11 protein-coding genes and 2 pseudogenes are annotated in these 13,224 nt (G+C 35.0%); all 13 read left to right on the top strand.

The window, feature by feature from the left end; genetic code table 11:
- Positions 1–246: pseudogene (locus MRZ19_RS05310) on the top strand (SAM-dependent methyltransferase); the annotation flags it as partial.
- 34 nt (positions 247–280) lie between these two features.
- Positions 281–1,807 (top strand): radical SAM protein, encoded by a 1,527-nt coding sequence (locus MRZ19_RS05315; RefSeq protein WP_291031094.1) that lies wholly within the window; start codon positions 281–283, stop codon positions 1,805–1,807.
- Positions 1,808–1,816: 9 nt separating this feature from the next.
- Positions 1,817–1,939 (top strand): hypothetical protein, encoded by a 123-nt coding sequence (locus MRZ19_RS05320; RefSeq protein WP_291031097.1) that lies wholly within the window; start codon positions 1,817–1,819, stop codon positions 1,937–1,939.
- On the top strand, positions 1,893–3,242 hold the full coding sequence (locus MRZ19_RS05325; protein ID WP_291031100.1) for a hypothetical protein: 1,350 nt from the start codon (positions 1,893–1,895) through the stop codon (positions 3,240–3,242). Before MRZ19_RS05320 ends, MRZ19_RS05325 begins: the two co-directional genes overlap by 47 nt.
- 137 nt (positions 3,243–3,379) lie before the next feature.
- Positions 3,380–4,690, top strand: a complete 1,311-nt coding sequence (locus tag MRZ19_RS05330; RefSeq protein ID WP_291031102.1) for a hypothetical protein — start codon at positions 3,380–3,382, stop codon at positions 4,688–4,690.
- 67 nt (positions 4,691–4,757) lie between these two features.
- Positions 4,758–6,218 (top strand): radical SAM protein, encoded by a 1,461-nt coding sequence (locus MRZ19_RS05335; RefSeq protein WP_291031104.1) that lies wholly within the window; start codon positions 4,758–4,760, stop codon positions 6,216–6,218.
- A gap of 1 nt (position 6,219) precedes the next feature.
- On the top strand, positions 6,220–7,332 hold the full coding sequence (locus MRZ19_RS05340; protein WP_291031106.1) for a hypothetical protein: 1,113 nt from the start codon (positions 6,220–6,222) through the stop codon (positions 7,330–7,332).
- A 124-nt stretch (positions 7,333–7,456) separates the two neighbouring features.
- Positions 7,457–9,316, top strand: coding sequence for an asparagine synthase (glutamine-hydrolyzing) (gene asnB, locus MRZ19_RS05345; RefSeq protein WP_291031109.1), 1,860 nt, complete (start codon positions 7,457–7,459; stop codon positions 9,314–9,316).
- A complete protein-coding gene (locus tag MRZ19_RS05350; protein ID WP_291031112.1) occupies positions 9,304–10,764 on the top strand; it encodes a hypothetical protein in 1,461 nt (486 codons plus the stop codon). The genes asnB and MRZ19_RS05350 overlap by 13 nt, the downstream gene beginning before the upstream one ends.
- Before the next feature lie 120 nt (positions 10,765–10,884).
- Positions 10,885–11,124, top strand: coding sequence for a hypothetical protein (locus tag MRZ19_RS05355; protein WP_291031115.1), 240 nt, complete (start codon positions 10,885–10,887; stop codon positions 11,122–11,124).
- A 52-nt stretch (positions 11,125–11,176) separates the two neighbouring features.
- Entirely contained in the window at positions 11,177–11,713 is a 537-nt protein-coding gene (locus tag MRZ19_RS05360; protein ID WP_291031117.1) for a hypothetical protein, read from the top strand.
- Entirely contained in the window at positions 11,710–12,819 is a 1,110-nt protein-coding gene (locus tag MRZ19_RS05365; protein ID WP_291031120.1) for a glycosyltransferase, read from the top strand. The genes MRZ19_RS05360 and MRZ19_RS05365 overlap by 4 nt, the downstream gene beginning before the upstream one ends.
- An 88-nt stretch (positions 12,820–12,907) precedes the next feature.
- Positions 12,908–13,224 (top strand): annotated as a pseudogene (locus tag MRZ19_RS05370) (asparagine synthetase B); the annotation flags it as partial.

The following is a 13,224-nucleotide window of genomic DNA, read 5'->3' on the forward strand; positions in this document are numbered from 1 at the left end:
AATCGTGGAATGTATAAAATCACGGATATTATTGACTGGCTTGGTGGGTTACCCTATGAGCCGATAGAAAATGACAGGGTGATTGAGATATGGAAGGAAAATGGCTTTGAGTGCATTAAGAATAGTCCAACGGCGTATTACAAGCCAACTTATCCTAGCGGTAGGCTGTATCGGCTGTTTGTGTATTTAAAGGTTGTTGGGCTTGGGTGTAATGAGTTTTTGTTTTGCAAGAAAGTGATATTGTGATAGATTTTGCTATTTTATTAATAAGGAGTTGATAATGCCTAAATATGTTTTGAATTTTCCGCGTAGTGGAGTATCAAGCATTATTGAGACTTTAGGTTTGGAAGGTGTAGAGGAGATTGTCTTAAATGATTTTTTTGATGATAGAGTTTATAAAATTTTAAAAACTATGGAAATAGAAGGTGATGTGCGGGGGGGGGGGGTATTGTTAGGTTTTAATTATCCTTTGCAAGATTCTGCAGATATAAGTTTTGCGAAGAGTTTTTATGAAGAAGCGCAAAAAAATCATAAGAATCTTTATTATTACCCTAAGCCGAATCGTTATAAAGAAATTGATGATTTTGCATTTTTTTCTTTGCGAAATTGTATGACTCCGGAGAATTTTAAGATTGAAATGCTCTATCGTAATGGTCTTGTCCAAAGGGATTTGAGAGGTGTTTTGCACACTTTATTGCGTAGGGAAAAGGGCATTGATGAAAAAATTTATAAGAAAAAGTTTTTTTATGAATCAAGAAAATTGTTTAATATATCTTATAAATGGAGTGAATATGCAGTTTCTAAAGAACATTTATTGCGTGATTTGATTGATAAAATGGAAGTGTTTTATCCTTATCCAAGTGCAGTTAATGTAACTATTACGAATATCTGTAATTTAGAATGTGTAATGTGTCCTTTGCACTCTAAAACGCTAAAACCTCTACAAAAAACAGATTTTATTAAAACAAAGAGATTTTTAGATGATGCTGTGGTGTATTCTGTGGTAGATTTTGTATCAGAATCTTCCCAAGTTTCTACAATAGGATTTACAGCTGCTGGGGAAGCTACTTTAGATAAGCGGTTGCCTAAGTTTATTTCTTATGCAAGAGAAAAAGGAATCCCTTTTGTGTATTTGGTAACTAATGGAACATTGCTTGAGGAGAAAGGAGAGGCATTATTGCAAGCGGGGCTAAATAGAATGACGATTAGTATTGATGGTGCAACTCCAGAGACATACAAGAAAATACGGGGGACAGATCTGCATAAAGTAGAAGGAGGGGTAAGAAAATGTGTAGAGTTAGCTAGAAAAATGAATGCACAGGGAGCAAATATTGAATTTGATTTAACTTGTGTATTGACAGATGTTTTTGTAGATAGTAAAGAAGAAGAAATGTATTTGAAAAAATGGGAGGATTGTAGAGATGTGATTACAAGAATCGTGTTTAAAAGATTGCTTATTAATGATGCAGAGGGAAGGGATATTAATAGTGTGGAGATTAGTAATGAGAAATCGCAATCTTTAGCGTGTTCATTGCCTTGGGATACTTTTAATGTAGATCCTTCCGGGAATGTGCAGGTGTGTTGTACAACTATGAATAGTGTCTTGTTTAATGATTTGTATTCTATAGGCAATATTCTTAATGAAGGTTGCAAAGCGGTATGGAACTCAGAGAAAGCTAAGAAACTGAGAATGGAAAATCTTTTAATGCGGTTTTCTGAATTTCCGATTTGTGATTGCTGTGCTGAAAAATTTAAGATTTGTTATGATGTTGATGTTAATACAACAACACAAACTAAAATGGTATAAGGAGAAAATATGCATTATTACATTTATCCAAATGGAGGGAATGCAAAATATTTAGCTTGGGCGATTGATTTTTTAAAACGCGTTGATGTTCTTGGTGTCGGGGGGGGGGGGCGTTACCTACTCTTTTGTTGATGATAAAGAAAAAGAAAGTAGTTTAGCAACAATGTCTTGCGCCATTAAAGAGGGGATTAATAAGGGGGAGGCAAAATTATTACTTTCTTCTCCAAGATATTGTGATGTATTGCTTGGAAATTTGCGTGATTGTGAGATTTTTGAGTGTTATGATGGTTTAGTGTGGATTTCTAAAATGCTTAATGCGTATTTTACTAAGTTTTATTCCAACACGAAGCGTTTGATTGCGATTTTGTTGAATGGATATGAATTGACGCAAAAACATTTAGGAGATATTCCAGAACGATTAGAAAAGAATGGATTTAAAATTGTTTATGTGATTACTTTTAGTAGTCGATGGGTTAATGAGCTCGAAAAGCAGCTTAAGGAGCAAAATAAGGATTATATCTTTGCAGAATATGAGTTTTTAGAACATTTAAATTTTTTTCCATTTTTAATAGAGCAAGCAGATGTGATTAAGGTGCATCCTGATGTTAAGAGTTTGAAAATTTTTACGAGTATGGAGCAGATGCCCCATAGAATTTGGCTGCCTAAGGAGTTTAATGCCGCACAAGATTTTTCTATGGCGATGAGTTCTTATGTCAATGTGCATTTTCAAAGCATTTATCCTGTTGTGGTAAAAGCACAGCAGTTTGATAATATTTATCCTGATGCTTATTTGCGGTTGGTTAAAGGCGGCTATCCCTCTATTGATAAACAGAGCCAGTTGGAGTTGGATTTTTCTGTGAAGAGGGATACAGTGATTTTTGTTATGGATTCAGTAGAGGAATATCATTTGAATCGGTATGCAAAGATTATGCGTAATTTATTGGATAATGGTTTTAGGGTGTTATTTAAGAAATGTCCTCCACATATTGAGCTTGATGCACTTGAGAATGCCTTTGCAGAGCAATTTATAGAGTATGAGAATTTTATAAACTATGCAATTCCTAGATTGACGCAAGAGGAGAATCAAAGAGCAATTGCTTTGGTGGGATATTCCTCTTCTATGTGTTATTCTTTTCCTGCTGTAAATAAACGTCCTGCTATTGTTTTATATCCTCCCAGAAGCTCTTTATTAGGGAATGAAAATGATGTCTTCTTCCATCCTAGTTTGCACATCCAATGTTTTGAGGAAGAGGATAGTGAATTGTTAGAAACTATTAAAACATTAGCAAATGATGGGAGGACTCAAAAACAGTGGCAGGAAAGGATTGAGGATTTTTGCCGTGAAGATTGTTACCATTATGGAAATGCAAGCGTGTTTCTTGCAGATTGGATTATAGACTGGTATGATAAACGGGATATCTTAATAAGGGAATAGTATGCATTATTACATTTATCCAAAAGGTGGCAATGCTGAATATATGGCTTGGGCAATTGATTTTTTAAATCGTTCTAATTCTATTGGCTGCGGGGGGGGGGGATTCTTACTCCTTTATTGATGATGCTAATGAGGAAATGTGTTTAAAGGCTGTATCTTCCAAAGTTAAAAAAGGGATTAATGAGGGATCAGCAAAGCTACTATTATCATCACCAAAATATTATGATTTGTTGTTAGAAAATTTGGAGTCTCAAGGAATAAAGCAGTGTTATGATGGCATAGAGTTTATTGCAGGAAAAATTAATCATTATTTTAAGAGAGAGTATGATTGTTCAAATATTGTTGCTGTGCATTTGAGTGGTTTTAGTGTAGAACAAAAGCATTTAGGAAATATTATTCATTATTTGAAATCTGCAGGGTTGCATATTGTATATATTTTTTCTTTGAAACATTATTGGGTTAAAGATATTGTGAAAACTATGGAAGCTCGTCAAGAGTTATTTGTGTGTGCGGATTGTGAAATGCTCGAGAGTTTAGATTTTTTTCCTTTTATCATTGAGCAAGGAAATGTGATGAAGTTCCATAAAAATGTTAAAAACCTTAAGATTGTAACAAGTATGGAACAAATACCTAATCAAGTATGTTCTTCTAGAGAATCTTTAGAGTTTTTAAATATGGCGTTTTTTATGTCTTCTTATGTTAATATCCATAGTGATAGCCTTTATAAAGTTATTGCTAAATTGCAAGAGTTTGGTGGCAATGTAGAACCCACTTTAAAGTTTGTTAAGGGTGGGTATCCTTCTATCGAAAAGGAAGTGGTTGCCTTTGAAGAGTTTTCTAAAGATGTGGTTAGTAGAGATACTGTGATTTTTATTTCCTGTTTTTTAAACTTTGAGTTTCCAGAGAAATTGGAAAGATTTATTGCAGCAACCTTAGAGCGTGGATGGAGAGTGATTTTTAAAGCTTGCCCACCTTTACTTGGGCTTGGTGTAGAAACGCAAGAAAGAGAGGATAATTTTATAAAGTCTTTTTTAAAATATGATAATTTTGTTTATTGGGATAATAGTAAAGCTAGATTAAATGTGGAGGATTTAGAAAGAAGTATTACTATGGTTGAATTATATTCTTCTATGATGTACTCTTATCCTGTAATTACTATGCGACCAGCCATTTTGCTGTATCCTGATGAAAATGAAATTTTAAAAGATGTCTTAGAAAATGATAGTTTTTATAATGAAAATTTACACATTAGAATATTTGGCAATGATATTAATGGCTTTTTAGCTACATTAGAATCTTTGACAAAAGACAGCGTGAAAATAGAATGGAAAAATCGAATCAATCATTATCGTTTTATGGATTTGTATAATTTTAAAAATTCAAGCGAGTACATAGCTAATTGGATTATCAATTGGTATAATAAGAGAAAACTATTGATTAAGGAGTAAAAATGCGTTATTTTATCTTAAATTTTAGTCGCACTGGAGTTGCGGGGGGGGGGGGCTTATTGAAGCCTTGAAGTTAAAAGATAGGTTAGAAGGTGAGATTGTTGAGTATGCAATTTCTAGTTTTTTTAGTGATGTGATGTTGAATGTATTAGAAGAAGTTTGTTCTTTGAAAGATGCTTGGCAGGTTTTTGGGATTAATTATCCTTTAAATAGCAAGGACGATGTATGTAATGTTGATAAGTTTATAGAAGAATCTTTAAAGTGTGAGGGTAATTTGTATTATTATCCTAAGCCTAATTATTTTTTAGAGATTGATGATTTTGCTTTATTTTCTCTAAAAAGAAATTTAACGATTGATAATTATAAAATTGAAAAATTGTATAGAAATAATTTGTTGGATAGAAAGTTGCGTAATCGCTTACATAAAATGCTTCGTATCAATGAAAAAGTGCCGCAAAATATTTTAGAAAAGAAGTTTTTTTTAGAATCAAGAAAACTTTTTAATCTCTCTTTTTCTTGGAGTTTGTATAGTGTTCATCAAAGAATGTTATTTGATGATTTGTTAAAGAAAACCACCTTATTTTACAATGCCCCTAATCAGCTGGCAATTGAACTGACTAATCAATGTAATTTGTCCTGCGTGATGTGTATTTTTCATTCTAAAGCCTTACAAAAACCCTCTTTTTTTCTTGAGAGAGTAACATTAGAAAATGACTATGTTTATCAGTGTATTGACTATGCTGTTAAATATCAATGTGAATTGGATTTTACTAGTCCTGGTGAAGTGCTTTTGGATAATAGGATTTATGATTTTATTAAATATGCAAAAGAGAAGGGGGTTAAGAGGGTTGGTCTTACCTCTAATGCAACTCTTTTGGATAAAAAAGCCACAAAGAAATTACTAGAAGCTGGACTCACTTATATTCGTTTTAGTGTTGATGGAGCAAGTGAGGAAACTTATCGTAAGATTCGTGGCGCTGATATCAATAAGGTAAGAAATAATATTATTTATTTTATGGAGCAGGTAAGAGATTTGAAAAAAGATGTGGAAATTAATCTTAATTGTGTTTTAGTAGGTAAGGCAAAGGAAGAGGTAGGAGCTTATAAGGAATTTTGGAATCCTTATTTAGATGTGATAAATTACATTAGTTTTAGTCATGAGATTTCTTACTATGATAATGGATATAGTAAGAGTCCTATGCCAGAAGGTAGATACCCGTGCCATTGGCCTTGGTTTAATATGTTGGCGGTTAGACCTGATGGAAAGGTTGTAGCTTGTTGTTCTATGTCAGCAACGATAGGGAGGGAGAATGTTTGTGTGGGAGATGTAAGAAAAAACACTTTAGAGGAAATATGGAAGGGAGAGGCTATGCAAGTTTTAAGGGAGGAGAATCTCACTTTTGATTTTAAAACTTTTGCAATTTGTAAGACTTGCACAGAGTGGTCAAATAATAGAGTGCTTGAGGGAAATGTTCGCACAAATGGTGTTGTGTGGGAGTCAAGGGATATGCCAGAAGAGAGGAAGTGAAATGGCGGTGTATGTGTATCCAAGAGGTGTAACAGGGTTACAGCTAGCGTGGATGATGGAATATGTAGATGGGATTGTGCCTAATTTTATTGATGATGGGGATAAAGAAATTTGTTTTGAGGTTATTAAAGAAAGAATTTCTTGTGAAGATGTGGTGTATATTGCATTAAGTAAGTTAAATCCAGATTATAATAGCCATTATATGGCTTTTGTGCAGAGGCTTGAATGTTATAAAATTCGTTATGTTGTTGATGGTGTATTGCATTATGCAAAACAAAGCATTGAGAAAATCCAATTAGAGTGTAAAAGAAAAGGTTGGGGTAAAGTTTTTTGTTTGGTTTTGCCTGATTTTGTTAAAGATAAGCATTTTGGATTGTTAGCAGATGAAATTATTAAAAGAGGAGGAAAGGTTTTATATTTTTGTGCAGAACCGGGCGCGTTTGAGCGCGTGCATAATAAGATTGAAGATGAGAATGGTTGTATTTTGTATTGTTCTTATGAGTTTTTGTATCTCCTAGATTTTCCTAATGCAATTTGTGTAACTGGTCAATATGACTATCATTCTAATGCAAAAATTGTTTATATTGGACACGGGGTTGTGGATTTTAATCGCATTGATGTAGAGCAGCTTAAAGCAGATAGTATTTGTTGCGTTGGAAAAAAATTTCTTCCTAAATCTAGTGGTAGAAATTTTTTAAAAAGTGGGTATTTGGCTTATGATATGGTAGTTGGAGCATTAAGGCAGGTTACAGCTTTGCGTGATAGTGTGTTGGTTGCCCCTTATAATTTGGAGGAATTACAAGGAATGTTGCCTCTTATTGATTGTATTAGTAGCCAATATCGTGTGATTTTAAGATACCGATATGAATGGGGAGACGCCCTAGATGGAGTGGAGTTTGTTGGTCGTGTCCATATTGATAGAGGCAATCCTACAGAGATAGAGAGTTATGCAAGAGCTTTTTGTTTGATTTGTGGTAAAACGACAACAAAATATTCTTTTCCTTTATTAACATTGTGTCCTTGTATTGTTTTGTATGCTGAAAATATTGATGAAGATTTAGGTGTTAAAGCTGATATTGGTGTCGGGGGGGGGGGGCATTTTGTTGCTTGTTGATACAATCTTTAATAATTTATCAAGTTGGAATCAGAGGATTAAGCAGTATAGGGATAAAAATGTTTATAATTTTGGGATGGCTAGTGCGTGGCTTGCAAAATACCTTTTAGAAAAGTATTAAGAGATGTGTAGGATTGTTGGTGGTTGGGAGTTTGATGATGGGGCAAGTTCTTTTGGGGGTTTATTTGAGAGTATAGAATCTATGCGGGATTCTATGGTCTCTGGTGGACCTGATGATTGCGGGGTGTATTATGCTTGTAAGGCTAGAGTTGCTTTAGCGCATCGGCGTTTATCTATCATTGATTTAAGTTCTTTTTCGCGTCAGCCTTTTGTGAGTAGAGATGGGCGGTATGTGTTGGTGTTTAATGGGGAGATTTATAACTACAAAGAAATTGCTAAAGAGTTGCAAAAAGATGGAATCCAAATTGATTTAAGAAGCGATACGCAGGTGCTTTTAAGGGCTTTTATGCGCTATGGCGTGGAGTGTGTGAAGCGTTTTGATGGAATGTTTGCCTTTGTGGTGTGGGATAATTTAGAGCAAAAGTTGTATTTGTGCCGCGATAGAATGGGCGTTAAGCCCTTGTATTATTATTTGGATTCCAATGTGTTTTTGTTTGCTTCGGAGTTAAAAGGGATTCTCTCTTATCCTAAGCTTAAAAAGTCTATTAATAAGGAATCTTTAAGCTATTATTTTGCGCACGGATATATTCCTGCTCCCTTTAGCATTTTGGAGTCTTGTTATAAGCTAGAAGCGGGGCATTATGCGGTTTTGGATTCCAAAAAAAACTTCACAAAAACTTGTTATTATGATATTAAAGAATCTTTTAAGCAAAAGCAGGAGTTGGATTGTGAAAAGTTGGAATCGCTTTTACAAACTAGCATAAAAAGGCGGATGGTGAGCGATGTGCCTGTGGGGGTGTGCTTAAGTGGTGGGGTGGATTCTTCGCTTGTGTGCGCTGTTTTGAAGGACTTGGGGTATGGTTTTACAACTTTTAGCATAGGGTTTAAGGAGGCTAAGTTTGATGAGTCGCATTTTGCTAGGGAAGTGGCGCAAACTTTGGGCGTGGAGAATCGTTGTTTTATCTGTTCTATTGATGAGGCAAAGGAGCTGATTTTGGGGTTGCCCTTTGTTTATGATGAGCCTTTTGCTGATAGCTCGGCGATTCCAACTTTGCTTTTAGCGCGAAAAATTGCGCAAACGCATAAAGTTGCCTTAAGTGCTGATGGTGGGGATGAGCTAATGCTTGGTTATGATAGGTATTTTTGGGCGGAGTCACGCTGGAAAGAATATACTAAATTTAGGGCTTTGAAAGTTTTTAATGCGCTATTTGCTTTGCCGCCTGAGCTTGTGGTTAGTGTGGCAAATAAAGTTGGAATTACTTTGGGGATTGATAAGTTTTTACGCATTAAAAATCAATTGAAGGCAAGGGATTTTTTAGAGCATTATTTGGTGGAGATTTCGCATTTTAGGGCGGAGGATTTTATGCGCAATGGTTTGTCTGTGATTTCTAGTTTAAGGCAAGAGTTTGGTGATGTTTTTGATGTGATGAGCTGTTTTGATTGTCAAACTTATTTGCCTTATGATATTTTGGTAAAGACGGATAGGGCTAGTATGCGTGTGGGGCTTGAGATGAGAGAGCCACTTTTGGGTGTGGGGCTTGTGGATTATGCTGTGGGGCTAGGAAGTGCGATAAAAAGGGATGGCACAGGGGGTAAGGTGCTATTTAAGCGGTATTTGGAGAAGTTTTTGCCTAAATCTTTAATATATCGCCCTAAGATGGGGTTTGGAGTGCCATTAGAATCGTGGATTAAAGGAGAGTTGTGTTACTTGTTAGAGGATGTTTTGGAGTATTCTAAGGGGTATTTAGATAGGAATTATGTGCGGAATCTTTTAAGGGATTTTGATAGGGGTGTTAGGGTGGATTTTGCTAAGATTTGGTATATTTATACTTTTTGTGCTTGGAGGAAAGCGTGGAAGATATAGAGAAATATAGGGATATTAAGATACAAAAGCAGTGTTATGTGTATCCTGCTGGTGGGTGTGCTGCTGCTTGCGTGAATATCTTAAAAGATTGTCTTATTGATGTGGAATTTATAATGTTAGATGATAGGGAGGATAAGACTTCTTTAGCGGCAAATAGGGAGGCTATTGTATCAAGTGGGGATTATTTGCTTGTGTGTGCGGGAGATGTGCAAGAGGAGTTGCTCCAAAAATGTCAAAAATATGGAATCGCAAAAGTGATAGATGGAAGGGTTTATACTGCATTTTTACTTGCAAATGCGATTGAAAAGGAAGTAGAAAATAAAGAGAAAAAATTTGAAATATTAGAAAATGGTAGAGTTTTACATATTTTTGAAAATCAATGGATTACACATTTTTATTATTTTTATGATTTGTTTGCGTATTATTTAGATGATGTGGTGTTTGCTCCTTTAATACAGGCTTGCTTGTCTTATTGTAGAAGTGTGCAAGCTGGGGATTTTTTACAGATGAAGAAGGGAATATTTCTGACTTTTTCTAGGGGACTTCTTGTTGAATATTCTCCATTTGAAAAGGAAGAAATTGTTGTGTATTTTGGAAATTTAGAATCTTATTTAAACAATAAGCAGAATATTGATAGTCGCTATAAAATTCTTATTTGCCCTTGGATATTACTAGACTTTTTTATTAATAGAAGCGTATTTTTCTCTGGTGGAAGCTTAATGCTGCTGCTTAGCACACATAAGATAATAAAGGTGGGCTATGGACACACTCTATGCGAAGCATTTCAATTTTTCCCAAAGGGGCAGAAATTAGAATATTTAATGCGTTATATTAAGAGATATTTTTATGGATTTGATTATTATTTGACTTTAGATAAGATTTCTAAAAAGGCTTTTAAGCAAGTTTTTGAATATTGCAAAATTCCAACAAAGCTTTTGGATGCGGGGTCTTTATCTTTAGATGCGAAGAGTATTTGCCAAAGTGATATTATAGAAGCGTTTATGTTTATCCCAAGGCTTAATGGCTTTGAATGTAGAAAGGTTATAGAAGATTTGTTGAATATGGGAAAGAAGGTTGTTTTTAGGTTGCATTCTGCTTGTTTAAGTTATTCTAAACAATATGGCATTAGTTCTTATGCTTATCTTGATGGTTTTATGCAACATAAGAATTTTAGTATAGACACTCAAGAAAATATTAATCAAGAACAATTAGCAAAAAGCATTGTTATTACAGATAATTCTTCTGTGAGTTATAGCACACCTCTTAGCACTTTGCGCCCAACAATTTTATTTGCTCCACCAAAAAAAGAATTTGATTTGCGTGTTAGGAATTTTGGAATGTCTTTTGAAAATCCTATTTTACATAGAGTTGCATTAAGTGTGGAAGAATGTGTGGAAACTGCATTGCAATTAGAATCTGAATTAGCTGCGGGGGGGGGGCGATTTTGAGAGAAAAAATAAAAAAATATCGCGATGAGAATTTATACAATCAAGGGCGCGCGGCGGAAGCTATTGCTGGGATATTAAAAGATATTGCTGATGGAAAAATTTAGTTTAAAGGAGTCTTAAATGGAAAATATAGAAAAGAAAAGCAGTAAAGAGCATTGGGATGGTTCTTATCAAATATCTAAAAGGGATATTAATCCTAACTGGAAACCTATTTATTATGACTTTAGAAGTATTGCAAGTGTGATTGAGAGCGCAATTAGAGGTGGTAATGTTAAAAGTATTATGGAAGTAGGATGTGGGGATTCTCTTTGGCTTCCTTATTTAATCAAAAGATTTTCTCTAGTCGGGGGGGGGGGTTGATTATTCGCAAATTGGTTGTGATGAAGTGAAGGAGCGGCTAGGTGTTTGCGGAGTGAAGGGAGATATATTTTGTAAAGATATATTTGATATTGAGAGTGAGGGTGGATTGTATGAAGGGGATAAGAGATTTAAATATGATTTGGTGTATTCTTTGGGAGTGATTGAGCATTTTGAAAATACAAAAAGAATTATTGATATTTTTTCTACTATGGTTAGTGAAAAGGGTTTAATTGTGAGTATTATTCCAAATTTTTCTGCATTATCATTTCATAAATTGTTTTGCTATTGCTATCAGCCTGAAATATTAAAAATCCATAATTTATTATCTTTGCAAGATTTAATTAAGGCACATAATATAGAAGGGTTTAAGATTATAGATAGCGGATATTTGGGAAAGTTTTCTATGGGGATTCCAGCTTGGGGGGTTAGTGCTAGGAAAATCTTTGGTAGCAATTTGCAAAAACATAGGGATATAGGCAATGCGATTACAAAATTTGTTTGGAATAAAATGAAAAATGTGGAATCTTATGTGGGCAATCAGTTTTTTGCTCCCTATATTTATTGTGTGATTCAAAAGGAATTTGAGTGAGAAAAATCGCGTTTGTGATTGATGTGATGCGTAAAGGGGGTGGGGCGCAAAAGGTGCTGCCTATGCTTTTAAAAACTTTGGGGCAGAGTGGAATCCAAACAAAGCTTATCGTGCTTAAAAAAACGCAGGATTTAGTGGATTTAACAGGCTTAGAAGTGGAATTTATTTTAAGCGATGAGGGCTGTAAATTAAGTGAGAATGCGTTTTTGATTATAGATAGGATTATGCAGGGGGCTAGGGAGTGCGATTTGCTCGTGTCTTTTATGGATTTTATCACAAGTTATTTTGTGGCGTTAAGTGCGAAAATGCTAAACAAACCTTATGATATTTTCGTGCGTTGTGAGCCGTCTTTTGTGGCGGCGACATTTCCGCAAGCTGAAGTGAATAAGGGGCTTTATAGAATGTGTTTTATGGGGGCTAGGGCTGTTGTGTGTAATTCTAAAAGCTCGTGTTTAGATGTGATTAATCATTTTAAGATTCCAAAAGATAAGGTGTTTTTGCTTTATAATCCCATTAACACAAGGCAAATTTTAGAGCAATCCAATGCGAGTTTAGGGGAAATGGAATCTTTATTTTGTGGCGATGATGTGGTTTGTGTAGCTGTTGGGAGGTTGCACGCACAAAAGAATTATAAAACACTTTTAAAGGCGTTTTTGGAGCTTAAGGATTCTAAGATTAAGCTTATGATTTTAGGAGAAGGAGAGCAAAGGGGGGAGCTAGAAGGGTTTATAAGGTCGCATAAAATGGAGAATGTGTTGTTGCTAGGTTATCAATCAAATATTTATCCTTTTTTAAAAAGAGCCGATATATGCGTTCATAGTTCATTATCCGAAGGTTTTCCCAATGGAGTTTTGGAAGCTGCTTGTTTGAAAAAACCTCTCATTTTGTCAGATATTTCTACACATAGAGAAGTTTTTGGTAATGGGGGCGCGGAGTTTTTTATGCCAGAGGATTTTAAAGGGCTTGCGGGTTTGATTATGCGTATTGCTTCTAATACAATGGAGCGCACCCGTTTGTCTAAGGGGGCAGAGTGTGTGATGCGTGCGTATCAAAATGAGAGTTTTGAAAACAGGCTGGAAAAACTTTTATTGGGAAAACCTTCGTAGAATGAACTATGAACGCAAAACGGAATTGGGAAAACCTTCGGATAATGAAGTATGAACGCTAAATTTAAGCTATATTTAAGGTAAAAATATGTGTGCGATTGCGGGGATTGTGAGTTTGGATTCCATAAATGGGCAAGAAAATGCGCTACAAACGATGTTACAAGCGATGGCAAAAAGGGGACCTGATGGAAGCTATCACTATAAACATAGGAATTTTTTAGGGGGGATGTGTCGTTTAAGCATTAATGATGTGGCAAATGGGGCGCAACCTTTTAAGAATACAAGGGGCGATGTTGTGGTGTTTTTTAATGGGGAGATTTATAATTATCCTGCATTAAAATGGAGTTTGCAACAAGATGGTGTTGTGTTTAAAAGCCATTGTGATGGGGAGATTTTACCTTTTCT

Origin of the sequence: Helicobacter sp., from assembly GCF_022770205.1 — a bacterium.
In the GTDB taxonomy this organism is placed as follows: domain Bacteria; phylum Campylobacterota; class Campylobacteria; order Campylobacterales; family Helicobacteraceae; genus Helicobacter_D.

Bases quoted from the DNA above. Each gene is read 5' to 3' on its own strand.
- MRZ19_RS05315 (WP_291031094.1), top strand. From the start codon at position 281: ATGCCTAAATATGTTTTGAATTTTCCGCGTAGTGGAGTATCAAGCATT.
- MRZ19_RS05320 (WP_291031097.1), top strand. From the start codon at position 1,817: ATGCATTATTACATTTATCCAAATGGAGGGAATGCAAAATATTTAGCT.
- MRZ19_RS05325 (WP_291031100.1), top strand. From the start codon at position 1,893: ATGTTCTTGGTGTCGGGGGGGGGGGGCGTTACCTACTCTTTTGTTGAT.
- MRZ19_RS05330 (WP_291031102.1), top strand. From the start codon at position 3,380: ATGTGTTTAAAGGCTGTATCTTCCAAAGTTAAAAAAGGGATTAATGAG.
- MRZ19_RS05340 (WP_291031106.1), top strand. From the start codon at position 6,220: ATGGCGGTGTATGTGTATCCAAGAGGTGTAACAGGGTTACAGCTAGCG.
- asnB (WP_291031109.1), top strand. From the start codon at position 7,457: ATGTGTAGGATTGTTGGTGGTTGGGAGTTTGATGATGGGGCAAGTTCT.
- MRZ19_RS05355 (WP_291031115.1), top strand. From the start codon at position 10,885: ATGGAAAATATAGAAAAGAAAAGCAGTAAAGAGCATTGGGATGGTTCT.